This window comes from Ferruginibacter sp. (assembly GCF_028288465.1).
In the GTDB taxonomy this organism is placed as follows: Bacteria; Bacteroidota; Bacteroidia; order Chitinophagales; family Chitinophagaceae; genus Ferruginibacter.
The window spans coordinates 1-22,803 of sequence record NZ_JAQBNR010000001.1; the positions used below are offsets into that span (position 1 = coordinate 1).

At 39.9% G+C, this 22,803-nt stretch carries 23 protein-coding genes; 14 read left to right on the top strand and 9 right to left on the bottom strand.

Features of this window, described 5'->3' with window-relative positions:
- The 7 genes from JWR61_RS00005 to ispG form a co-directional block, all read left to right on the top strand.
- On the top strand, positions 1–420 hold a 420-nt coding region (locus tag JWR61_RS00005; RefSeq protein WP_301925852.1), incomplete at its 5' end, for a single-stranded DNA-binding protein.
- Positions 421–484: 64 nt separating this feature from the next.
- A complete protein-coding gene (gene gldE / locus JWR61_RS00010; protein ID WP_301925853.1) occupies positions 485–1,822 on the top strand; it encodes a gliding motility-associated protein GldE in 1,338 nt (445 codons plus the stop codon).
- 45 nt (positions 1,823–1,867) lie between these two features.
- Complete coding sequence (locus JWR61_RS00015) at positions 1,868–2,545, top strand: hypothetical protein (RefSeq protein WP_301925854.1); 678 nt, start codon at positions 1,868–1,870, stop codon at positions 2,543–2,545.
- A gap of 201 nt (positions 2,546–2,746) precedes the next feature.
- Positions 2,747–3,331, top strand: a complete 585-nt coding sequence (locus tag JWR61_RS00020; RefSeq protein WP_301925855.1) for a DUF3109 family protein — start codon at positions 2,747–2,749, stop codon at positions 3,329–3,331.
- A gap of 47 nt (positions 3,332–3,378) precedes the next feature.
- A complete protein-coding gene (blaOXA, locus tag JWR61_RS00025; RefSeq protein WP_301925856.1) occupies positions 3,379–4,203 on the top strand; it encodes a class D beta-lactamase in 825 nt (274 codons plus the stop codon).
- Between the two features lie 113 nt (positions 4,204–4,316).
- Positions 4,317–5,993: a VWA domain-containing protein gene (locus JWR61_RS00030; protein ID WP_301925857.1), complete on the top strand. Its 1,677-nt coding sequence runs from the start codon at positions 4,317–4,319 to the stop codon at positions 5,991–5,993.
- Positions 5,994–6,087: 94 nt separating this feature from the next.
- The gene (gene ispG / locus JWR61_RS00035; protein WP_301925858.1) at positions 6,088–8,070 is read left to right on the top strand and encodes a (E)-4-hydroxy-3-methylbut-2-enyl-diphosphate synthase; all 1,983 of its coding nucleotides are present in this window, start codon (positions 6,088–6,090) and stop codon (positions 8,068–8,070) included.
- A gap of 169 nt (positions 8,071–8,239) precedes the next feature.
- On the opposite strand, the gene JWR61_RS00040 is transcribed toward ispG, so the two are convergent.
- The 4 genes from JWR61_RS00040 to JWR61_RS00055 are packed head-to-tail and all read right to left on the bottom strand — an operon-like array spanning position 8,240 to position 12,481.
- Complete coding sequence (locus JWR61_RS00040; RefSeq protein ID WP_301925859.1) at positions 8,240–8,500, bottom strand: hypothetical protein; 261 nt, start codon at positions 8,498–8,500, stop codon at positions 8,240–8,242.
- Positions 8,501–8,511: 11 nt separating this feature from the next.
- Complete coding sequence (locus JWR61_RS00045; RefSeq protein ID WP_301925860.1) at positions 8,512–8,829, bottom strand: hypothetical protein; 318 nt, start codon at positions 8,827–8,829, stop codon at positions 8,512–8,514.
- Positions 8,830–8,853: 24 nt separating this feature from the next.
- Positions 8,854–11,124, bottom strand: coding sequence for a hypothetical protein (locus JWR61_RS00050; protein WP_301925861.1), 2,271 nt, complete (start codon positions 11,122–11,124; stop codon positions 8,854–8,856).
- A gap of 58 nt (positions 11,125–11,182) precedes the next feature.
- The gene (locus JWR61_RS00055) at positions 11,183–12,481 is read right to left on the bottom strand and encodes a hypothetical protein (RefSeq protein WP_301925862.1); all 1,299 of its coding nucleotides are present in this window, start codon (positions 12,479–12,481) and stop codon (positions 11,183–11,185) included.
- Between the two features lie 499 nt (positions 12,482–12,980).
- Between JWR61_RS00055 and nadB the strand changes: the two genes are divergently transcribed.
- Positions 12,981–14,579 carry an L-aspartate oxidase gene (gene nadB / locus JWR61_RS00060; protein WP_301925863.1) on the top strand — a complete coding sequence of 533 codons (1,599 nt, stop codon included), beginning with the start codon at positions 12,981–12,983 and terminating at the stop codon, positions 14,577–14,579.
- A gap of 47 nt (positions 14,580–14,626) precedes the next feature.
- Here the strand turns inward: nadB and JWR61_RS00065 are convergent, their stop codons facing one another.
- From JWR61_RS00065 to JWR61_RS00080, 4 genes are all read right to left on the bottom strand, one after another.
- Positions 14,627–16,030 (bottom strand): rhodanese-like domain-containing protein, encoded by a 1,404-nt coding sequence (locus JWR61_RS00065; protein ID WP_301925864.1) that lies wholly within the window; start codon positions 16,028–16,030, stop codon positions 14,627–14,629.
- A gap of 181 nt (positions 16,031–16,211) precedes the next feature.
- Positions 16,212–16,571, bottom strand: a complete 360-nt coding sequence (locus JWR61_RS00070) for a helix-turn-helix transcriptional regulator (RefSeq protein WP_290339911.1) — start codon at positions 16,569–16,571, stop codon at positions 16,212–16,214.
- Between the two features lie 103 nt (positions 16,572–16,674).
- Positions 16,675–17,355 (bottom strand): tRNA (adenosine(37)-N6)-threonylcarbamoyltransferase complex dimerization subunit type 1 TsaB, encoded by a 681-nt coding sequence (gene tsaB / locus JWR61_RS00075; RefSeq protein ID WP_301925865.1) that lies wholly within the window; start codon positions 17,353–17,355, stop codon positions 16,675–16,677.
- Positions 17,356–17,367: 12 nt separating this feature from the next.
- A complete protein-coding gene (locus JWR61_RS00080) occupies positions 17,368–17,514 on the bottom strand; it encodes a hypothetical protein (protein ID WP_301925866.1) in 147 nt (48 codons plus the stop codon).
- Positions 17,515–17,580: 66 nt separating this feature from the next.
- Here JWR61_RS00080 and JWR61_RS00085 point away from each other — a divergent pair, with 66 nt between their 5' ends.
- The 4 genes from JWR61_RS00085 (at position 17,581) to JWR61_RS00100 (ending at position 20,135) form a co-directional block, all read left to right on the top strand.
- Complete coding sequence (locus tag JWR61_RS00085) at positions 17,581–17,961, top strand: RidA family protein (RefSeq protein WP_290339913.1); 381 nt, start codon at positions 17,581–17,583, stop codon at positions 17,959–17,961.
- A 208-nt stretch (positions 17,962–18,169) separates the two neighbouring features.
- On the top strand, positions 18,170–19,105 hold the full coding sequence (locus JWR61_RS00090) for an NAD(P)-dependent oxidoreductase (protein WP_301925867.1): 936 nt from the start codon (positions 18,170–18,172) through the stop codon (positions 19,103–19,105).
- Between the two features lie 86 nt (positions 19,106–19,191).
- Positions 19,192–19,665 (top strand): transcription elongation factor GreA, encoded by a 474-nt coding sequence (greA, locus tag JWR61_RS00095; protein ID WP_290339915.1) that lies wholly within the window; start codon positions 19,192–19,194, stop codon positions 19,663–19,665.
- An 80-nt stretch (positions 19,666–19,745) separates the two neighbouring features.
- Positions 19,746–20,135 carry an HIT family protein gene (locus JWR61_RS00100; protein ID WP_290339916.1) on the top strand — a complete coding sequence of 130 codons (390 nt, stop codon included), beginning with the start codon at positions 19,746–19,748 and terminating at the stop codon, positions 20,133–20,135.
- Between the two features lie 3 nt (positions 20,136–20,138).
- On the opposite strand, the gene ruvC is transcribed toward JWR61_RS00100, so the two are convergent.
- Complete coding sequence (gene ruvC, locus JWR61_RS00105; protein WP_301925868.1) at positions 20,139–20,702, bottom strand: crossover junction endodeoxyribonuclease RuvC; 564 nt, start codon at positions 20,700–20,702, stop codon at positions 20,139–20,141.
- A 160-nt stretch (positions 20,703–20,862) separates the two neighbouring features.
- Here ruvC and JWR61_RS00110 point away from each other — a divergent pair, with 160 nt between their 5' ends.
- Positions 20,863–21,843, top strand: a complete 981-nt coding sequence (locus tag JWR61_RS00110; RefSeq protein ID WP_301925869.1) for a lysylphosphatidylglycerol synthase domain-containing protein — start codon at positions 20,863–20,865, stop codon at positions 21,841–21,843.
- Entirely contained in the window at positions 21,840–22,646 is an 807-nt protein-coding gene (locus JWR61_RS00115) for a DUF3108 domain-containing protein (RefSeq protein ID WP_301925870.1), read from the top strand. The genes JWR61_RS00110 and JWR61_RS00115 overlap by 4 nt, the downstream gene beginning before the upstream one ends.
- Positions 22,647–22,803 lie beyond the last annotated feature (157 nt).

The following is a 22,803-nucleotide window of genomic DNA, read 5'->3' on the forward strand; positions in this document are numbered from 1 at the left end:
GTAAACAGGGTAGTGTTAATTGGCAATTTAGGGAAAGACCCAGATATGCAATTTCTGGAAGGCAATATTGGCGTAGCTAAGTTTTCACTGGCTACAACTGAAACTTATAAAGACAGAAGCGGAAAACTTATTTCGCAAACAGAATGGCATACCGTGGTACTGTGGCGGGGATTAGCCGAACTGGCGCAGAAATATTTACACAAAGGAAGTTTGGTTTATATAGAAGGTCGCCTTAAAACCCGGAGCTGGGAAGATAAAGAAGGCAATAAAAAATTTGCAACTGAAATAGTGGGCGATAATCTTATAATGCTGGATAAGCGCCATGATGGAAGTGCTGCAATGGGGAACATTGATGGAATGGAAGGGCTTGAAGGCGATATACCCCCAATAGACGATGGCCCGGAGAGGCTGCCTTTTTAATTACTGTGCTACAACACCCAGTTAATTCTTGCAGTTAAATATTTTTCATTAAAATTGAATCATTTTGGATTATCATCCGGTCATTGATTATACCAGGTTTTTACATTTCCCTTTACTGGCAATAACTCCTGCTGCATCTGCAGTGCTGATCTTTATTATCGTATTGTTGTTTATCATTTCCTTTTTATTGGCCGGTGCTGAAGTAGCGTTTTTCTCGCTGACTTATAAGGATATTAATATGCTGAAAACTAAAAAGCAGCCTTCCTTCAGGCGCATCGTGAATTTGCTGGAGCAGCCTAAAACACTGCTTGCATCAATGCTGATTGCGAATAGTTTTATAAATATCGGCATCATTTTAATTTCTAATATTGTGATGGATGGCTGGCTGGAAGTAGTTGACTTAAGTTTTTGGATAAAGTTTTTAATAAAGGTTTTATCAGTGACGTTTTTACTTGTATTATTCGCCGAAGTATTGCCGAAAGTATGGGCCAATCATCATAAAATTTGGTTTGCTTCTACTGCCTCTATGGTGATAGAAATTTTTAATATTTTATTTTTTCGGTTCAGCAAAAGAATGGTTGGGTTTAGTGATGGAATTGAAAGAAAACTTTCTGTTAACCGGTCTTCCCTGCTGGACAACAGCCAGCTTGATTATGCCATTGACTTACTGCCTGAGCATGAAGCGACCAGTGAAGAAAAACAAATTTTAAAGGGTATACGAAAATTTGGAGACACAACTGTTAAGCAGGTAATGCGAACGCGCCTTGACGTTAGTGGCATTGATCACAACAGCAGTTTTGAAGATGTGATAAAAAAAGTAGAAGAGCTGCACTATTCCCGTCTGCCGGTATATAAGAGTAACCTGGACGAAATTGTAGGAATTTTACATACCAAAGATTTATTGCCGCATGTGAATGCCAGTAAAGTGGAAAATTACAACTGGCATAGTTTAATGCGTGCACCTTTATTTGTACATGAACAAAAATTGATAGAAGATCTGCTGCAGGAGTTTCGTAACCGCCGTATACACTTTGCAGTGGTGGTGGATGAATTTGGCGGCACTAGTGGCATTGTTACACTGGAAGATATTATGGAAGAAATTATAGGGGAAATAAAAGATGAATTTGACGATGAGGAAAGCATCAATAAAAAGATTGATGACAGCACCTATATATTTGAAGGTAAAACAATGATCAATGATGTTTGCAAAGCCATGCAGCTGCCGGGTGATACTTTTGAAGATGCAAGAGGAGACAGTGATTCGCTGGCTGGCCTGGTGTTGGAAATTGCAGGTGAATTTCCCCAGGTAAATGAAGAGGTATCCAGCGGTGCGTTTACATTTATACCTTTGGAAATTAACAAAAACCGCATTGATAAAGTGAAAGTAATCATCAATGTTTAATGGTTAGCAGCCAGCCCAAAATTGGAAAACAACAAATAAGTTTAGATGCAAAATAGAAGGAGATTTATTGCCAGGCGATTTCATTATGGTTTTATTATTATCTGCTCTTGCGTTTTTTTTGTGGCCTGCAATTCGCCTTATGTTTCTAAAAAAAGAGGATACTATATTATTGATCTTCCAAGGCGCCAGTATCAACAATTCAATCAGCCCGGTTTTCCTTACAGTTTTGAATATCCTGTTTATGCCACCGTTATGCAGGACACAACTTATTTTGACAACAATCCTGAAAACTCCTACTGGAGAAATATCGACTTTCCACAATTTCATGCAAGAATATTTTTGAGTTATAAAGAGATAGGAGGGAAAGCCATGTACAAAATAAAACAGCCTAACGGCCAGTATAAAGATTCGTTTGCTGTAAATGTATTTGACAAAATGGTAGCAGATGCCTTTACGCTTACAAACAAAAACAACGTGGTATCCAATTCCATCAACGATAGTTTAATACATACGCCCAACGGCATACACGGCGTATTTTTTAAAGTGGGAGGCAATGCAGCTACGGCTAAACAATTCTTCCTGAGCGATACAACAAAAAATTTTATAAGGGGCGCCCTATATTTTGACGTTACGCCAAATGCAGATTCCTTGAAGCCCGTGCAGGACTTTTTGCAGGTTGATATGGAACATATGATCAATACTTTTAAGTGGAAGAATAAATAACAGGATCAGGCAAGGTTATTTGTATTAAATGGCCTCCCAGCTTCGCTTTGATAAAAGACGCTATAAAATTGCAGCACAAGAGTGCGACGCATATGAAGTATCGCAGGGCTTTACGGCCCGGACAAAGTTTTTTACCCTGTTATCCCACCTTTTAAAACAGCTTTTTATTGCTACCGCCTTTGCATTACTTTTGCACCTGATATGATAGCTATAGACAATATTTTAGTAAGTGATGAAATTGTGCAGGAACAATTTGTTTGCGATCTCAACAAATGTAAGGGAGGTTGTTGTGTGGATGGTGACGCCGGAGCTCCGCTAAATAAAGATGAACTGGAAAAAATAAACGAAGTCTTCGACGCGGTGTTACCCTATTTGCCGGAAGAAAGCAAAAAGGAATTGCAACGCCAGGGAAGATACGTTTATGATAAAGAGTTTGGCTGGGTAACACCTACCATTGAAAGCAAGATTTGTGTTTATGGCATTGTGGACAAAAATGGCATTGTTAAATGTGGCATTGAGCAGGCGTATAATGATGGTAAGGTACAATGGAAAAAGCCAATCAGTTGCCACCTGTTTCCGATACGGATACAACAAAGCAGGGATAAGCAAACTGAATATGTAAACTATGAACCAAGAGAAGATCTTTGCAGTGCCGCCTGTACGCTGGGTGAAAAATTAAAGGTGCCGGTGTACGTTTTTTTAAAAGACGCATTAACAAGAAAATATGGCACCGAATTTTATGCAACCCTTGAAGTGACCGCCGAACATCTAAAAAGCAAATCCTGACATACAATCAAATGCGTTGCTGAAATGGCAACAATTCTACTTCTACCATGAAAAAAATATTAAATACCCTGTTGCAGCTTACCTGTTTTGTATTACTGGTTACAATTTTTTCCTGCTCGGTAAACAGGGCCAATGTTGATGACAGCCTTAAAAAGTATTTTGATGATAACAAGGTGGAAGGTTGTTTCACCATGCTTAGCAATGGCGACGGGAAGGTAACGGTTTACAATCTTGCGCTGGATACGGCCCGGGTTTTGCCGGCATCAACATTCAAAATTGTTAACTCATTAATTGGTTTGGAAACCGGCGTTATTACAGATGAAAAGATGGTGATTAAGTGGGATGGAATTCAACGGGCCAATGAGGACTGGAATAAGGATATGAATATGCTGGAAGCATTTAAAGTAAGCTGTGTGCCTTATTACCAGGAAGTAGCAAGGCGTATTGGAAAAGATACCATGAAGCTGTGGATAGATTCTTTAAGCTACGGTAATAAAAATATTGGCGATAAAATCGATACCTTTTGGCTGGACAATCATTTAAAGATTTCCCCCGATGAGCAACTGGGACTGATGAAACGTTTGTATTTTGATCAACTGCCTTTTCAAAAAAGAACCCAGCAAATTGTACGGGATGTTATGTTGCAGGAAGAGAATACAGCTTATAGCCTGAGCTATAAAACAGGCTGGGGTTTTGACGAAAAGAAAAATAATATTGGCTGGATAGTGGGCTGGATAGAAGAAAATAAACACCCTTATTTTTTTGTAACAATGGTAAAATCTACCGATGCTGCAATTGATATGAAGGCTGTTCGGTTGAATATTACAAAAGGCATTTTAAAACACCTTGGATTTTTTGAAGGCAGGAAGTAATAATCAGCCAGATAATTTGTGATTGTTTTCACAGCATTGCAGCGTTTAAGGTGATATTTTTGAATCAATAATAAACATGTAATCCATTTTATTTGTTTTTGAATTAACAGCAGATGATCCGCTTTCAGCATATAGAGTATTTATTGGCATTGGCACTTGTACCCTTAATGGTGCTGGTATTTTCATATGTGCTCCGCAGTAAAAAAAATACTATCAAAAAGATAGGCGATCCGGCCCTCGTAAATCAGCTGATTAAAGATTACAGTCCATCGAAATTCCTTTTAAAATTCCTTTTGATTGTTGTTGCTTTTGTGGCGGGCGTTATAGCGCTGGCTAATCCGCGAATGCCGCAGGGCAGTACGATGGTAAACCGCAGCGGCATTGATGTAATGATTGCATTGGATGTAAGCAAGAGTATGCTGGCCGATGATATAAAACCAAACAGGCTGGAACGTGCCAAACAATTTATTGCCAAACTGATTGATAAATTACCCAATGATCGCATCGGAATTGTTGTTTTTGCCGGCAGAGCTTATTTGCAGATGCCGCTGACAACCGATCATTCCGCAGCTAAAATGTATTTGTCCTCAGCAACACCAGACGTTGTGCCTACACAGGGTACAGTAATTGGTGACGCTTTAAAAATGTGTTACAATGCATTTAACACTAAAGAAAAGAAATATAAATCTGTTGTGTTGATCAGCGACGGAGAAGATCATGATAAAGCAGCCGAGAAAATAACAAAGGCAATGGCTGATGAAGGTGTAATGATCAATACAGTTGGGATTGGATCACCCGAAGGAACTACCATTATTGATCCAGCTACCGGCGAAACAAAAATGGATGCCGAGGGGCGCCCGGTAATAACAAAGCTGAATGAGCAGGAATTAAAGTCCATTGCTGGTAACGGGAATGGCTTATACCAGCTTTTTACCAATACCGATGAAATAGTTGATGCAATGGATAAACAATTGCAAAGCATGGGGCAGCGGGCTGTTACAGAAAATTCACTGGTAAATTTCAGGAACTTTTTTCCATGGTTATTGGGGCTTTCACTGGTATTATTGCTGGCAGAATTTTTTATTTCAGAAGTCAAAAAAATCATCAAAGTAAAAAAGGTAATTATTAAAAAAGAAGTAGCAGTGTTAACAGTATTATTTATACTACCTTCTTTATTATTTGCTCAAAATAGTAATACGCTTATTAAAAACGGCAACGAGGCTTATAACAAAAAAGAATATGATGTAGCTGCGGATAATTATAGAAAAGCGGCGGATAAAGAACCCGCCAATGAAAAGGCACAATACAATCTTGGTAATGCCTTGTACAAAAAGGGAAACGCAGATGATGCACTACAGGCGTATGATGCGGCAATAAAATCAAGCAAATCAAAAAGCGATCAATCTGCATCCTGGTATAACAAAGGCGTATCGTTGCAGAATAACAAAAAATTGCCCGAATGCATAGATGCCTATAAAAATGCATTGAAGCTAAACCCGGCCGATGAAGATGCCAGGTTTAACCTGCAAAAAGCATTGTTACAGCAACAAAAAGAACAGCAGCAAAAAGAGCAGCAGGACAAGGAAAAAAAGAAGCCTAAGGATGATAAGCAGAAAGACAAACAACAGCAGGAGAAAGAGCAGCAGCAACCCAAACCGCAACCTTCGAAAATGACAAAAAAAGAAGCAGAGGAAAAACTAAAAGCCTTGTTGCAGCAGGAAAAAAATCTTCAAAATAAATTAAGACGAGTAGATGCCGCCTCGCCGGACAAACCTGAAAAGGACTGGTAATTAAAAAGAAATGAAGCAGGGCAAACAACCCCTGCTTTTTTGTTGTTATTTTGTAAAGCAATGCGTTTTTTACCTGTTGCGATAAATTAATCTTATGCAATTTTACTGTGAATCGCTTACTGAATATAAACGGCTAAAAACAAGAGAAGTCAAAATTGGTAACCTGCTTTTAGGAAACAACCATCCCATTCGTGTACAGACAATGACCACTACGGATACGTTGGATACTATTGCCACCGTGGAACAGACCATTCGTTGTATTGAAGCCGGTGCTGAAATGGTTCGCATTACAGCACCTTCCAAAAAGGAGGCGGAGAATTTACAAAACATAAAAGATGAACTGAACCGCCGGGGCTATTTTGTGCCGCTGGTAGCAGATATTCATTTCACACCCAATGCGGCTGAAATTGCTGCAAGAATAGTAGAGAAAGTAAGGGTTAATCCCGGCAATTATGTTGATAAGAAAAAGTTTGAGCAGATTGAATATACCGATGCTGAATATGCAGAAGAGATAGAACGTATCAGGGAACGATTTTCACCATTGGTGCTGATTTGTAAGGAACATGGAACGGCCATGCGTATTGGTACCAACCATGGCAGTTTAAGCGACCGCATTATGAGCAGGTATGGCGATACTGCCATGGGTATGGTTGAAAGTGCCATGGAGTTTTTACGCATAGCAAGAGCGCTGGATTATCACAACATTATTTTGAGTATGAAGAGCAGCAACCCGTTGGTGATGGTGCAGGCTTACCGTTTACTTATCAATCATATGATGGATGAATTTGGTGAATGTTATCCGCTGCACCTGGGTGTAACGGAAGCAGGAGATGGCGAAGACGGAAGGATAAAATCTGCGATCGGTATTGGTACTTTACTGGAAGACGGTATCGGCGACACCATCAGGGTAAGTCTTACCGAAGATCCGGAATTTGAAATACCTGTTTGTAAAGATTTGGTGAAAAGATACGCTTCAATTAGTGCGCAAAATGATATTAAAAAGGCAGATGAAATTAAGCTCCCTTATTCTCCCTTTGAATATAAGAGAAGATATACAAACCTGGTGGTCAACATCGGTAACAAAAATGTACCTGTTGTTATTGCAGATTTTATGCTGGCTCAAACCATTACCCATGCTGATTTACAGGCGATCGGTTACACTTACAATTCCAGTACAGATAAATGGGGCATCAGTGATGCCGCCGCAGATTATATCTACACCGCCAATAAAAAAATTGACTTTGCTTTACCTGGAACACTGCAGATTATTTGTGATTATGCAACCTGGTTAACAGAGGCAGATAATATAAAATATTTTCCGCTTTTTCAGCCGGATGAATATTTAAAGGCAGGAAGAAAATCAGGTACTGTTAACTTTATTGCAACAAATGTGCATGATATTTCTGACACCTTTCTTGACAAAATAAAAGAAGATGTAACAGCTGTTTTATGTATTTATTCTACTGCTCAAAATGCAATGCAAAAAGTTAGAACATGTATTGCTAAGCTGATGCAACAGCAAATAAATTGCCCGGTAATTGTATCTGTTGAAAGCAGTGACAGTTCTATTGATGAACAGCTTATTCACTTTAGCACAGAAGCCGGTGCTTTATTTTTGGACGGAATGGGCGATGGTATCTGGCTGATGAATGATCCCTCCAAACTGATCCATCAGCAGGTATCCGGAAGAACTTATCTGCAGACAAAAAACAACCACCAGTTTATCAACAATACATCGTTTTCTATTTTACAGGCAGTGCGTACGAGAATATCTAAAACAGAATATATCAGTTGCCCAAGTTGCGGCAGAACCTTATTTGAGCTGCAGGAAACTACCGGTAAAATACGTGCAGTTACCAATCATTTAAAAGGCTTAAAAATCGCCATTATGGGATGTATCGTAAATGGCCCGGGCGAAATGGCAGATGCTGACTTTGGTTACGTTGGCAGCGGTATCGGCAAGATAACTCTGTACCGCGGAAAAGAAGTGGTGAAAAGAAATATTGACAGTGCCATAGCCGTTGATGAACTGATCAATTTACTAAAGGAAAGTAATGTATGGATTGATGCAGGTTAAGAAAAATTAAAACGATTTTAGATTGCAATGAAATAATACAATTATAATATCGGCCAATAACCATGATTTGGCTTTATTAGCGACGCTCCGTTCAGCTGTCAATTATTAATCTGCTTCAATCTTCAAAAATAGCCATCAGTAACGATCATTGCCGGGTAAAATTTATCAACTACTTAAATACCCTTTTTAAAAAAGGCACTTTCATCATCCCCGATGCGTCACGGTAGTCCACTATTTGCTTATCGCCAGGGTTATTAAAGCGATATTGTTTGCCACTGATATTTCCAGTTACAGTCATGGCGGTTTTACCAACGTACTCAAAATATACTTCGGGCCACATGCTGCGTTTTTGTGGTTCAAAATTTTGATTGCTTAATTTAGATGATGGCGTTCCTGCCAACTCCGTTCTTCTATTACTGCAGTTGCACATTATTGTAGTTTTTAGTCTTCTTTATAATCAGGAGTTTTCTCCTTATTGTTTTTTGATATTGTAGTAGCTTGTTCCAGCAAACAGGCCGCACCTGATAATGCACACCAACACAATAATTTTTGCCACCAGTTATTTCCCTGCCATAAACCAAATGGAAAAGCTACCCAAACACTCACACAGTAAAAGCAATCGAGCAGGCTTCCGAAGAAGCCTGCCCCCGCTTTTTTTCTAACTAAATAAATCACATCAAACGGGCCATCTTCCTTGCTAAACAAATGCGTGATGCGCCAGGTGGCTAAAGCCAATAATATAAACGGGAATGCGCTCATTGTTGCAATTTATTAATGTCACTATTAAGGCTCTAATGCAAATGCTGCTATACTGTAAGGCGCATCATTAGCGCTAACGCGGCTATTACCATCTGTTGCCATAGCAATTACGCTCAATGTTTCTGCAAAGGCAGCTTTGCCATCAATGTAACAAGTATCTAATAATTGTATTGGCGTAAAATGTTTATCGTAAACGCCACTGTTTAGTGCATAGCCAGACGGACTGTCATCGATCACCATTCCGCTTGCACCGGCATTTGGCACACCACCACAAGTACCTTTTGTAACGCCAAAACTAAATACTGCAAAGTTGTTGGGATGTGTGGCTTTAAATGATAAGTCAAGATCTGCTTCTACTCCTCCAGGTTTATAGCTAACAAATCCACAACAGTCAGTAGATGCAGGTAAGCCATTTACATTTACTGTATAAATATCTGACTGACATTTTGAATTATCAATTCGCACAAGCACCTTGAAAGCATTTGCGGTGGTGGCAGTAGGGCCGTCTAATAATTCATCCGGTGCATTTACACTCAGTCCTGCATCATTATAATCCGGCACTTTAAAGGTTGACCTTGGAATATTGGTCAGCAAATTCCCCGCCTGGTCAAACAATTCTAATGTAAACTCATATAACCCATCGCCACCCGGCATTGTTCCATTCATCAATGCAGTTGAATCGAAAGCAATAGTCCTGGTATTATGTGTACGCTCATACCATTGCGGGCTCGCTTCAGGCGCATTGAATGGTGGTAAATTAGGTTGTGTAGGTGGAATGATATACAGGTTATTGGTGCCGCCAACAGGAAGTTGTGGTCCAAGTTTTACACTGTTGTACCCAATTTGTACATCACTATTTGAATCAATATATTCAAAATCATATCCTTTCATTTCAAGATTGTTCAAATATTCTATCGAACCGGTAACAGAAGATAAATCTGCTCTGCTAACCTGTTGATATCTCCAGCGGTAATAATAAATGCCCGCATTCGGAAGGTCACTGCCGAAGCCCATATAAAACGTGGGGCTACCTCCAAAGGGGCGTTTAAAGTCTCCCACTGCAGTGGCAAAAAATCCATCACCATTAGCCGCAGCATCAGTTAATCCAATGCGGTTGTAGGCTACGTTTTGTCCGGGCGGTGGTTGCGATATCAGTGCTGATTGATTGATATGCGAAACACTTGTTCCGTTTCCTCCTACAGTTCTTATCCATACCAGTTCGCCAGGTATTGGACAATTGCAACAACAATCACCCGGCACACGTGGATCAGTAACAAGGATATTAATATTGCTGCCACAGACATAATTCCATAAAGTATAGCAAGGTATCGGTGGATTGTATACAGTAGTCCATACACCATTAATCATATATTCCACCCAGATATAAATATCTGGTTTATCACCAAAGCACCAATAAGTAACATTGGTATCAAAACGGCCATTGGCATCTGTATAAACAACGGCCAATTCATTGCAGCGATAGAAATATGGCCACCACCATGGCCATAAGCAAAACCATGGATGAAAGAGGGTATAGTTGTTTAGAATAGTTTCCCGGATCAGGTTCAGGTTACCAGATGCAAGATTCTGCCGGATATCAAGACTTAATTCAGGTAAGGTAGCGGCAGCTTCCATTAATTGCTGGTCTATCGAAACTGTCTTAAATATATCAGCTGGTTGTTGTGTAGAAGCAGCAGCTTTATTTCTGAAAAAAGGAGCGGGGTCAGGCGTTGGAACAGGAAATTTAATTACTTCCTTTGGACTTAAAATTACCTCAGGAATTTTTGCAATAATTGTATCGGGTATATGGTAAATCCAATACCGGATAGCATCAATTTCACAAATGTGTACCTTTGCCCTGCAAATGGACCGTTCCTTCCAGTTATTGCCGATTTGAAACCATTTTGATACTTTGCCGGCTACCCTGCAATTGCAGAAAGGCCAGAATTGCACTATGATTTGGGGGATAGGGAGGATACTTATTCCACCATTTGCATCTGTGGTAAGCACGGGTTCATAAGGTTTGTACTTTTGTAATTCTTCAATGCTACTCACGCTTTGGAGTTTTTTGTCCGCGGCAGGCGCAATAAATAACCTCAATTCATTTGAGTCTATTTCAGCAGGAAAATTACCCTTGGTTGATTTTTCAAAATTAAATTGAAGCGTGTTATCTCTTACTGCCTGCTGCTGTAAAAGCAACCCGTTACAGTAAAATAAAAAACCTGTTAGTGCTATTTCTTTTTCGGGAGTTTGTTCAAAACTCACCTTAATTGATAGCTGTTTTAATTTTGCCATGATTAATTTTTTAAATGATTATTAATGTAGTATTTAACGTATGATCTTCTTCAGGGAATTAATTATCGGTGTCTGTCGAAGCCACCGGGCAGCACCTGTACTCCTGAGATTTTTCCAGCAGTTCTATTTGCTTGCGCAACAGGTCATTTTCCAGTTGCATCCTTTCTTTTACAAGAGGCTCACATGTATCGCAATCATCAAGGCAACCTTTAACAACAATGCCGGGTGTGGGCAGTGAAAATTCCATGTCGAAGTTGATAGAGAGTTTTGTTTCCTGCGAAACTTTACCATCTTTTCCAAGCAGATTTTTTGCAATTAATTGCTGATCCACTTCTTTCAATGCAGCCATTCTCGTTGCTTCGTCTAATGGTATTCCAAAATTCTGCTCAGTAGCAAATGCAGACCTGTTAAGGGTTTGATTAACATTCAACAGGAATGCCGTATCAATATTTGCAAAAGCCGTTGCACTGGCTGCTACTGTTGTTCTTCTTAAAAGGTTAGTGGCCGGTATGTCCTGCGGTACCAGTGCAATGGGAAGTTTTGCAGCAGCCGGTTGTAAAATACCGCCGATAGGAGCATTGCTGTCAGCCACCCTTCTTTCAATAGCCACCAGTTCAAAATTTATTTTTTGTTTTTTGTTGATGCGGTAAAACATATAGGTTACCGCGTGGCATTTATTGTGGTTGCTGAATTCCCGTGAAGCAGCTTCAAAATGATCTTCTGATTCACCCTGGATATGGGTGCGGCTGCTTACTTCCCCGATAGAAATGGAGTGCGCTTTCCTCGTAGCACTTACTGCCTGGGAGGCAGAGCTTTGCACATGAGATTTTTGCTGATTCAGATAATCAGATACAGAAGAGCTGTTATGGCTTCCGCCCGCACTGGTACTTGCGCTGGCACTTAAAGTAAATGGATTGATGCTTCCGCCGGCATCGCCATGAAAATCCCATTTGCCTTCCGATGAACTTTCTGCGTTGCCTGATTGTGCAGCAGAAGCATCGGCCAGGTATTTTTGGGTGGCCGTCATAAAATATTGTTCTTCTGAAATTTGTTCACTCCGGTAGCTCAGTTTAGTTTCACTGTCGTACGTAAAGCGGCTCCTTCTGTCGGTAGTTGACAGGCGCACTTTTTCGCCGGGTAAAAGTGTGGTACTGTAGGCCGGGTCGCCCAAAGTAAGTCCCAGCGTACACCTTGTGAGTTTGAAGTGAAGTATCACTTCAACATTTACCCTCCGCCGATTCTCATTGTTACCGGTAGGGTAGGTAAGTACCCTGCTGAAATTGATGACATCGCAATGATCATCTTTCATTAAGTCAGGACAGCAGGGAATTGCAGTAGCATCGTTTTCGTTTGCCATGATTGTATTTTTATTTTTTAAGAATGTGTGTTTATTCAGTCACCCGCATAGGAATACCTGTCGAATAACGCTTCGTTTTTTTATATCCTCTCGGTAAAAATTATGGGGGTTCTTCTAAGATGCTCAGATGTAATCTGTCGGTAGGAATCGGGGGTTAGTAGCTTTCTTGATTGCTAAATAGGATGTAAACCTACAATTAAAATTTGCCTGTTGCAATACCACAAAGTGATGATTTTAAAAAATGGTCTCCACTAAATAAATACCCTAAAGTGATAAGTGCTGAAATTGAAACCATGTATGTTGTAGCTGAAATGCTGCCTGAACTTTCAATTAAGCTGTGATAAAATAAAAAATGCAATCCACGAGATCTTGATTGCAACTGTTGACTTTTGTAATTTAATGAAACAAATTAAAGTGTATGGAAAAGCAACACCACTCAAAATAAATTATTAATCATTAATCTGTTAATTTTAATGTTCAGTTAATTACAAACAACATTATGCAGACAGATTTTTTAGTAATTGGCAGCGGCATAGCAGGGTTAACCTATGCCCTAAAAGTAGCAGAAGCTTGTCCTGATAAAACCATTACGATACTCACTAAAACCCAAAGTGATGAAACTAATACCAAGTATGCACAAGGTGGTATTGCAGGTGTGATGGATTTTGACAATGATAGTTTTGAAAAACATATTGAGGATACATTGATAGCGGGTGATGGTTTGTGCAACAGGGCTGTAGTAGAAATTGTGGTAAAGGAAGGCGTGGAGCGAATAAAAGAACTGATTGAATGGGGTGCTAATTTTGACAAAGACAAAGAGGGCGATTATGCATTGGGAAGAGAAGGCGGACACAGTGAATTCAGAATACTGCATCATAAAGATGTAACGGGAAAGGAAATGGAAAGAGCTTTATTGGAAGCTATAAAAAGCAAGCCCAACATTCAACTCATCAGCCATTGTTTTGTGCTGGATATTTTAACACAGCATCATCTCGGCTACCTGGTTACAAAAGCTACTCCAACTATTGAATGTTATGGTGTGTATGTGTTGAATTTAAATACCCATAAAATCGAAAAGATAGAAGCAAAAATTACCTTACTGGCCACAGGAGGCAACGGTCAGGTTTACCGCACCACTACCAACCCCGCCATTGCTACAGGTGACGGCGTAGCAATGGTATACAGGGCCAAAGGGCGAATTGAAAATATGGAGTTTATACAGTTTCACCCTACAGCCTTATATGAGCCTGGCGTACGTGGGCAAAATTTTTTAATTACGGAGGCCGTGCGTGGCGATGGCGGTATTTTGCGCAACCAGGCTGGTGAGGCTTTTATGGAGCGGTATGATGAACGTAAAGATTTGGCACCAAGAGATATTGTAGCCAGGGCAATTGATAATGAGATGAAGATAAATGGTACCGAACACGTGTACCTGGATTGCCGTCATTTCAGCAAGGAGAAATTTACAGAACACTTCCCCAATATTTATGATAAATGCATGAGCATTGGTATTGACATTACGAAGGACATGATACCGGTTTCGCCGGCTGCGCATTACAGTTGCGGTGGTGTTCAAACAGACGAGAGCGGCAGAACATCAATTACACATTTATATGCAGCCGGCGAATGCGCCTGCACTGGTTTACATGGCGCTAACCGCCTTGCAAGTAATAGTCTGCTGGAGGCCATGGTATTTGCCCATCGCAGTTATCTGGATGCTGTAAAAAAAATTGACCAGATTTCGTTTCAGCAAAATATTCCTGACTGGAAGGCGGATGGCACCAGCGCCCCTAAGGAGATGATTCTAATTACGCAGAGTTTAAAGGAAATGAAATTACTGATGAGTGATTATGTAGGTATTGTGCGTAATAATGAACGTTTACAAAGGGCCAACCGCCGCCTTGATTTGCTGCATGAAGAGACCGAAGGACTGTTCAAAAGAACGGTTGTGTCACCGCAATTATGTGAACTACGTAACATGATCACGGTAGCTTATTTAATTGTAAAAAGCGCAGAATTCAGGCACGAAAGCAGGGGGCTGCATTTTAACACGGATTATCCAGCAAAAAGTGATAAGGTGCAGAATATTGTTCTGTAAGAAGGCTGCAGAACAACTTTCTTACAGAACAATTTGCCGGCCTTCTTTTAATTCAAAACACTGGCATCCTTCTCAATTTTAATGCGGTTTTCTTCTTTAATTTTTGCCCAGCCCCCGATGATATTTCTTAAGTTATGTAATCCCTGTTTTTTTAATATGGAGCAAGCTATTACACTTCTATAGCCACCGGCGCAATGCAGGTATAAGTTCTGATTTTCTTCAAAACCCGCTATCAAAGCCACGTCTGTCATATCGGCGAGCGGCATGTTAATGGCATTTTTTACATGACCGTCTGCAAATTCAATTTCTTTTCTCACATCCACCACCTGCAAATTGGGATCAAACGGAATATCCATTGCCAGCTCGTCTGCTTCAACACTTATAATCATATCCACTTTTTCACCCGCTTTCTGCCAGGCATCAAAGCCGCCTTTCAGGTAACCATCAATTTTTGAAAATCCAACCCTTGCCAGCCTCACAACTGTTTCTTCTTCTTTGCCTTTTTCAGTAACAAGTAGTAGTGGTTTATCAAAGGGCAGCAAACTGCCAGCCCACTCCGCGAAGCGGCCCTCAAGCCCAATAAAAATACTGCCAGGAATAAATCCTTCCGTAAATATATCGGCATGCCTTGTGTCTGCTATAACTACATCTTCTTTTAATTTATTTTTAAATGCTGTTATCGTTAATGCAATAAGCCCATTTGATTTTATTGCATCCAGGCTCTCATACCCTTCCTTATTAATTTTGGCGTTGATGGAAAAATACCTTGGCGCATCTTCCAGCCCGTCTGTAATCGCAGCAATAAAATCTTCTTTTGTCTGTTGCTGTAAAGCATAATTGTTTTTGCGTTCATCTCCGATTGTACTGTGCGTATCGGGACCTAAATTTTTACCGCAACTGCTTCCTGCGCCATGTGCCGGGTACACTAAAACATCATCGGCCAGGGGCAATATTTTATTCTGGATGGTGTCATATAAAATGCCTGCGAGTTCTTCTTTGCTCATGTCGCCGCTGCTTAAATCCGGGCGTCCAACGTCACCTACAAATAAAGTATCGCCGGTAAAAAGCGCATGGTCTTTTCCTGATTCGTCTTGCAATAAATAGCAGCTGCTTTCAATAGTATGGCCGGGTGTATGCAGTACTTTAAAAGAAATTTTTCCTGCTTTAAATACCTCACCATCTTTTGCAATGTGTACTGGAAAACTAGTGGATGTCTGCGGTCCGTAAATAATAGTTGCCCCGGTTTTTTTAGCCAGATCTAAGTGACCACTTACAAAATCTGCATGAAAATGTGTTTCAAAAATATATTTGATAACAGCATCCCTTTCAGCAGCCAGGGCAATATATTCTTCTGTGTCCCGCAACGGATCTATTACTACCGCCTCGCCATCGCTTTCAATGTAATAGGCAGCCTCACTTATACAATTTGTATATATCTGTTTAATAAACATAAAAAAGAATTTTTTAAATCAGTACACTGAAAAGACGAGCGCAACTATTTGGCGTAAACCGGTTATTGCATCTAATTCAGTATATCTCGATACCCATTAAAATAAAATAAGGTTGCAAATATAAAAAACAAAAAACGGATGCTGTTGGGCACCCGCTTTTAAATTGCAAATAATTGTATAATTATGCGACAAGTTCATTTACAAAATTGCTTATTTCGTCAATCCTTTTATGATTGATAATGTAAAAAATGAACTTACCATCACGCTGGGTACTAACTACACCTGCCTTACGTAAGATGGCCAGGTGCTGAGATGCTACTGATTGCTCCAATCTTAACCGAACATAAATTTCGGTTACCGTGATCTTCTTTTCTTCTTCGATTAGTTTCAGCAATTGCTGGCGTAATTTGTGGTTGAGCGCTCTTAAAATAAGGGCTGCTTTTTTTACACTGTAGTAATCAATTTTGATACTACCTGTGGTAGGAGTTTGTGGTAAAGCTGGATGCTGCTCCGGCGGAGCTGAGGCTGTGAGATTTGTCATAGAAATTAAATTTTAATTGTGCTTGAAAGAACAAAGATACAAACCATTTAATATTTATGAAAATGCTTATTGGAATAATTTAGATTTTTACTAATATTTTTCGTTAAGACGGATTGAAAAATTCCTTTACGTACAGCGGCTGAACGTAGGCGATATCTTCAAATTTATTATTAATAAATTTGTTATAGGATAGTTGGCTCATATACAGTGCATTTGTTTCGTTTTCTATAAAATAAGCATTGGCATTGCTACATATCTCTCTCCATTTCGTGGAACCATTTCCAGAAAAAACTATTTTATTCGTTAACAAAAAATTTGCAAAAAAATCATTTTCAAGGACGAGCGCTGTGGGTTTTAGCAGTGATTGAAGATTGGCGTCAAATATTGCAGTAAATACTTCCATACGCCTGGCATCTATCATGGGGCAAAATAAAACTGGTAACGGAAGTTGTAAATTTTTAGTTTCATTGATTGCCTGCCAGGCTATCAACTCCAATGCTCCAATTGCTATTAGTGGAATATGTAAGGTATAACAGAGACCTTTGGCACTTGCCATGCCTACCCTCAAGCCGGTATAACTTCCCGGGCCGGCAACAACCGCAATAGCATTTAGTTGATTTAAATTGACTCCTGCTGTTTGGCAAATGGATTTGATTGCAATATGTAAAAAGGAGGCATGGTCTTTTTGTTCCTTGTTGGTTGCTTCCTGCAAAATATACCCATCCTTTGCAATGCTTACAACCGCTATGTTACTAGCCGTATCGATATTTAACAGTAGGCTCATTTAAATCATTTATTATTTATCTAACAACAGTTTCCAGTCCCTTTTAATTTTAATAGCAGAAGGCTGATCTTTCAAAGGCTGATTTAATTTTTGACAACCTAATACTTCATCTATTAAGTCATTGTTTTTTCGAATAAATGATATTGTTCCAATGGCCATCTAACGAAAATTTTTACAAAAATAGGTGGTTGATAAAAGATATATTTGTAAATCTTAAGTAAAATCATGAGCAAACAGATTATTCAGACTAACAATGCACCGGCACCAATCGGGCCATATAACCAGGCGGTAAAAGCCGGTAATTTATTATTTGTATCCGGCCAGGTAGCCATTAAGCCCGGCACAAACGACCTTGCCAACACAGATATTATTGAAGAGACTCACCAGGTACTCCAAAATATAAAAAGTATATTGGCCGAAGCTGAGATGGATTTTAGCAATATCGTAAAAACGACCATTTTTTTAAGTGATATGGACTTGTTTAGCCGGGTAAATGAAATTTATGCGAAATATTTTGACGGAGATTTTCCGGCCAGGGAAACGGTGGCAGTAAAGGGACTTCCTAAAAATGCCAACGTTGAAATCAGTGTAATCGCAGCCATCTGATATCAAGCTTCTTTCACCATTAATTTGTAATCCATAACCAACCCGGAGGAAAGGAATTTACTAAATTGATCTTTTGAACAATGGAGCGCAACTGCAGGCCGTTGAAAAGGTTAGTGTTCACATCGACATCCTCTAGTAACGATTAAAAGGTTTCTAATTTTGTCCACCTCGGATCTTTTTTATTTATACCGATGCTGAAAATACAACTATGAATAATACAAAACAGGTTGTTATAATAACCGCTAAAACACATCCTTTTTTAGAGAATACCCTGGCACAAAAGGGTTATGATGTACTGTATTTACCAGAAATTACATACGAAGAGTTAGCGATCCAAATTAGGGAGGCAGCCGGCTTAATTGTAACTACCCGTTTACAAATTGATGAGCCATTGCTTGAAAAAGCTACGAAATTGAAATGGATTGGCCGGCTTGGTAGTGGCATGGAATTGATTGATGTGGAGTATGCGCAAAGCAAGGGCATTAAGTGCGTTAGCAGCCCTGAAGGTAATCGTAACGCTGTTGCCGAGCATGTTTTAGGGCTTTTGCTAAATCTGATGAACCGGATTTCTTTAAGCGCAGATGAAGTAAAGCAAAAAAAATGGATCAGGGATGCCAATCGCGGCCAGGAGTTGAGCGGTAAAACGGTGGGTATAATTGGGTTTGGCAATACCGGCGCAGCACTTGCAAAGTTATTGGCTGCGTTTGAAGTTACTATACTGGCCTATGATAAATATAAATTTGACTTTGGCGCCGGGTTTATAAAGGAAGCAAATATGGAGCAAATTTGCCGTTACGCAGATGTAATAAGTTTTCATGTGCCGCTTACGGAAGAGACAAGGTACATGGCGGGCGCCGGTTTTTTTAACGCCCTTAAAGAAAAACCTTTCTTTATCAACGCCTGCCGGGGACCGGTGACTGATACTGCTGCCCTGATTGAGGCATTAAAGCAAAATCAAATTGCGGGTGCGGCACTGGATGTACTTGAAAACGAAAATCTGGCTACCTTAACGCACCTGCAACAAGCACAATTAGACTTTTTAACTTCACAAAACAATGTTATTATTACACCTCATATAGCCGGCTACAGTAATGAGGCTTTTTACAAAATGGCTGCTGTAATTCTGCAAAAGTTGGGTATTTAATTATTTGTTTATATTTGCATTCAAATACAACGCCTTGGTACAACCCGGGGCGTTGTATTTTTTTCTATTATCTAAAAAGAAGTGTTATGAGCGGAATGAACTATGTAAAACAAGAAACCTTCGAGCAAATGAAAATTGAGCTGCACCATATGAAAAGTGTAGAGCGCCCTGCTGCCAGTAAAGCCATTGCCGAAGCACGTGAAAAAGGTGACCTGAAAGAAAATGCGGAGTACGATGCCGCAAAAGAAGCCCAGGGCATGCTGGAAGCCAAAATAAAATACCTGGAAGGAGTAATTGCGACTGCCCGTATTTTAGACGAAAACAATATCGATACCAGCAAAGTATCTATTCTAACGAAGGTCACTGTAACCAACCTGGGTACCAAAAAGAAAGTTACCTACCAGATTGTGTCGGAGAAAGAGGCTGATTTAAAGCTGGGCAAGATTTCAGTAACTTCTCCCATCGGAAAAGGATTGCTGGGCAAAGCAATTGGCGACGTAGCTGAAGTAACCGTACCTGTGGGCCTGTTAAAATTTAAGGTAGAAGATATTACGATCTGATTAACAAGCTTAAAGTTTTTTAACCCATTCAATTTTTGAGTGGGTTTTTTGTTTGTACATTTAGCCAAAATTTACCAGGTATGACCATCTTTTCAAAAATAATTGCAGGCCAGATTCCTTCTTATAAAATTGCAGAAGACGACAAGTTTTTTGCTTTTCTAGATATCTACCCACTGGTAAAGGGGCATGTACTAATTACTACAAAAATTGAAACAGACAAGTTTTTTGATTTACCTGATGACTACTTAAATTCGATTATGGTATTTGCAAAACCCATCGCCCATGCAATCGAAAAGTCATTTGATTGTAACCGTTGCGGGATCAGTGTTATCGGCTTGGAAGTGCCGCATGCGCATGTGCACCTGATGCCGATCAATTCAGAAAAAGACATCAGCTTTACCGGTGGAAAATTGAAATTATCGCCGGAAGAATTTAAAGCCATTCAGCAAAAAATTATTGCTAATCTGTAACGATTATTTTTTTAACCGTGCCGGATTTTTTTTAAGAAAATCATCCCACCCATTTACTTTATTGCCACTTCCGGGCAGCACGGTATTTTCCTGGAAATAATGGCAAACAGCTACCGCCAGTGCATCGGATGCATCAAAATATTTGGGATCTTCTTTAAAATTCAGCAATCGCTGCAGCATTTTTAACACCTGTTCCTTACTTGCATTACCGTTACCAGTGATGGATTGCTTTACCTTTTTTGGAGCATATTCAGTAACGTCCAGGCCATGTCGCATGGCGGCTGCAATGGCTACGCCCTGTGCTCTTCCGAGCTTTAGCATACTCTGTACGTTCTTGCCAAAAAACGGTGCCTCAATGGCAAATACATCTGGTTTGTATTTTATAATTAATCCACTTACCGTGTTGTAAATGAGCTGTAACTTTTTATATGGGTCGTCTACTTTGCCCGGTCTTAAAATGTCAAGGTCTATTAATGAAATTGAGCTACCGGTTATCTTTATCAGTCCGTATCCCATCACAACGGTACCCGGATCAATTCCTAAAATGATGGTTGATTTTTTTTGCAACTGGTGCTTTGTATTTTTTGATTGATGGATTAACTGAATATTTCAACTATACTTGTAATTAAATAACTACAGTTAACTCGTCAAGGTCCGTAACAAAAGTAAATTAAATGCTTCATTTCCCTGCGCAGCCAACATGCCAGTGAAAATAAACAAATCCCTCTTGAATAAAAAAGTAAAAATATTAATCAATTATTTTTTAGGGCCTTTGCTATTTATCATTTTGTCGTGGACATTATACCGGCAAATAATTAACCGCCCCAATGTGGGTACGCAGTGGCAGCAAATAAAAAGCAGCTGGATAGATGCCCGGCTTTGGCTGGTGGTTTTTTTAATGCTGGTGAACTGGGGTATCGAAGCCCGTAAGTGGCAAAAGCTGGTACAACATGTTCAACCGTTTTCTTTTTACCGGGCGTTTAAATCAGTGCTTTCTGGATGTAGTATCACCATGCTAACTCCCAACAGGATCGGTGAATATGGGGGCCGTATTTTATATGTAGATGATGGTAATCGCATTAAAGCCATTTCGCTTACAATCGTTGGCAGCATCAGCCAATTGCTGGTTACTATGATTATGGGTTGTGCCGGCTTAATGCTGCTGAAATATTTTTCGCAAACGGCCAGTGGTGTCACAACTATTTTGCCGCCTTTTTGGCAAACAGTAATAACATCACTTAGTATTGCGTTAACAGTGTTGCTGTTGTTATTTTATGTTCGTTTAGGGTGGCTGGTACGCACAATGGAAAAAATACCGGCATTGGATAGGATAGTTCGGCACATTGCTATTTTAGATGAATTTAACAATATGCAGTTGCTTCAGATACTATCTTTATCGTTTGTGCGGTATGTGGTATTTGTTTTGCAATACCTGCTGCTGTTAAGGGTGATGGATGTGGAGATTGCCGCAGGGCTTGCTTTTTGGCTGCTCACTATTTTTTACCTGGTGATGGCCGTTGCACCGACATTTGCTTTTATTGAATTACCGGTGAGGTTAAGCGCAAGCTGGGCCATTTTTCAGTTTTATACCGGTAATCAAACAGGTGTTAGCGCTGCCGCCCTTGGTATTTGGATCATTAACCTGGTAATACCGGCTATTATAGGCAGTTTATTAATTTTAAGTATCAAAATTGTAAAAGAAAGATGAAAGGAATTTTAATAGCCTTGTTTTTAACGTTGGGGTTTGGCGCTATTGCACAAAATGAGGGTAAGGGCGATTTTTGCGGAATAAAGAATACTGCTTTTATTGCCGGCGAAGTGGTCACCATGAAGGTGTTTTACAATACACTCGGTATGTACGTGGGCGCAGGCGAGGCTACTTTTACAACTACCCTGGAAAGGTTCAATGGAAAAACAGCCTATCATTGTTTAGGCGAAGGAAAAAACTATCCGTTCTTTGACAACTTCTTCAAAGTACGCGATCGGTACGAAACCTATATAGATACAGCCACGATGCTACCGATGAAATTCATCCGCAATGTAGATGAAGGAGGGCATAAAATTTATAACAATGTAACTTTTAACCAGGGCACCGGCACAGCCATCAGCAACAATGGTGTGTTTAAAACCAGCCGTTGCATACAGGATGTAATTAGTGCTATTTACTACGCCCGCAACATCGATTTTAATAAATATAAACCAGGAGATAAAATTCCTTTCGATATGTTTTTGGATGACGAAGTATACCATTTATACCTGCGTTATATGGGCAAGGAAACTGTAAAAACCCAATACGGAAAATTCAAGGCCATCAGGTTTAAACCGCTACTGGTAAAGGGAACTATCTTTGAAGGCGGCGAAAAAATGAATGCATGGGTTAGTGACGATCCCAATCATTTGCTGCTTAGGGTAGAAAGCCCGGTGAGTGTAGGCTCTATCAAAGTGGACATGTATGGGTATAAAAATTTGCGTTATCCGCTTACTTCCCTCATAAGTGTAAGAGGGCTTTAACTATCGACACAACTTAAAAAGAAAGATCGTGGCGTGTCCCCGTCCGCCGCGCCGAGGCGGAAAGGGGCCGGGCTTTACGCTGCAATCTTTTTTTCGTACCTCAAAAAAGTATTTCCGCTTCAATCCCTCACGCACAAATTCCCGGTTTATTTGCAAG

Excerpts from the sequence above, each read along its gene's own strand:
- nadB (WP_301925863.1), top strand. The coding sequence starts at position 12,981 with ATGCAGACAGATTTTTTAGTAATTGGCAGCGGCATAGCAGGGTTAACC.
- JWR61_RS00080 (WP_301925866.1), bottom strand. The coding sequence starts at position 17,514 with ATGGCCATTGGAACAATATCATTTATTCGAAAAAACAATGACTTAATA.
- JWR61_RS00050 (WP_301925861.1), bottom strand. The coding sequence starts at position 11,124 with ATGGCAAAATTAAAACAGCTATCAATTAAGGTGAGTTTTGAACAAACT.
- ispG (WP_301925858.1), top strand. The coding sequence starts at position 6,088 with ATGCAATTTTACTGTGAATCGCTTACTGAATATAAACGGCTAAAAACA.
- JWR61_RS00090 (WP_301925867.1), top strand. The coding sequence starts at position 18,170 with ATGAATAATACAAAACAGGTTGTTATAATAACCGCTAAAACACATCCT.
- JWR61_RS00040 (WP_301925859.1), bottom strand. The coding sequence starts at position 8,500 with ATGTGCAACTGCAGTAATAGAAGAACGGAGTTGGCAGGAACGCCATCA.
- JWR61_RS00015 (WP_301925854.1), top strand. The coding sequence starts at position 1,868 with ATGCAAAATAGAAGGAGATTTATTGCCAGGCGATTTCATTATGGTTTT.
- JWR61_RS00055 (WP_301925862.1), bottom strand. The coding sequence starts at position 12,481 with ATGGCAAACGAAAACGATGCTACTGCAATTCCCTGCTGTCCTGACTTA.
- JWR61_RS00065 (WP_301925864.1), bottom strand. The coding sequence starts at position 16,030 with ATGTTTATTAAACAGATATATACAAATTGTATAAGTGAGGCTGCCTAT.
- JWR61_RS00030 (WP_301925857.1), top strand. The coding sequence starts at position 4,317 with ATGATCCGCTTTCAGCATATAGAGTATTTATTGGCATTGGCACTTGTA.
- blaOXA (WP_301925856.1), top strand. The coding sequence starts at position 3,379 with ATGAAAAAAATATTAAATACCCTGTTGCAGCTTACCTGTTTTGTATTA.
- greA (WP_290339915.1), top strand. The coding sequence starts at position 19,192 with ATGAGCGGAATGAACTATGTAAAACAAGAAACCTTCGAGCAAATGAAA.
- JWR61_RS00045 (WP_301925860.1), bottom strand. The coding sequence starts at position 8,829 with ATGAGCGCATTCCCGTTTATATTATTGGCTTTAGCCACCTGGCGCATC.
- JWR61_RS00070 (WP_290339911.1), bottom strand. The coding sequence starts at position 16,571 with ATGACAAATCTCACAGCCTCAGCTCCGCCGGAGCAGCATCCAGCTTTA.
- JWR61_RS00100 (WP_290339916.1), top strand. The coding sequence starts at position 19,746 with ATGACCATCTTTTCAAAAATAATTGCAGGCCAGATTCCTTCTTATAAA.
- JWR61_RS00085 (WP_290339913.1), top strand. The coding sequence starts at position 17,581 with ATGAGCAAACAGATTATTCAGACTAACAATGCACCGGCACCAATCGGG.
- JWR61_RS00020 (WP_301925855.1), top strand. The coding sequence starts at position 2,747 with ATGATAGCTATAGACAATATTTTAGTAAGTGATGAAATTGTGCAGGAA.
- JWR61_RS00115 (WP_301925870.1), top strand. The coding sequence starts at position 21,840 with ATGAAAGGAATTTTAATAGCCTTGTTTTTAACGTTGGGGTTTGGCGCT.
- tsaB (WP_301925865.1), bottom strand. The coding sequence starts at position 17,355 with ATGAGCCTACTGTTAAATATCGATACGGCTAGTAACATAGCGGTTGTA.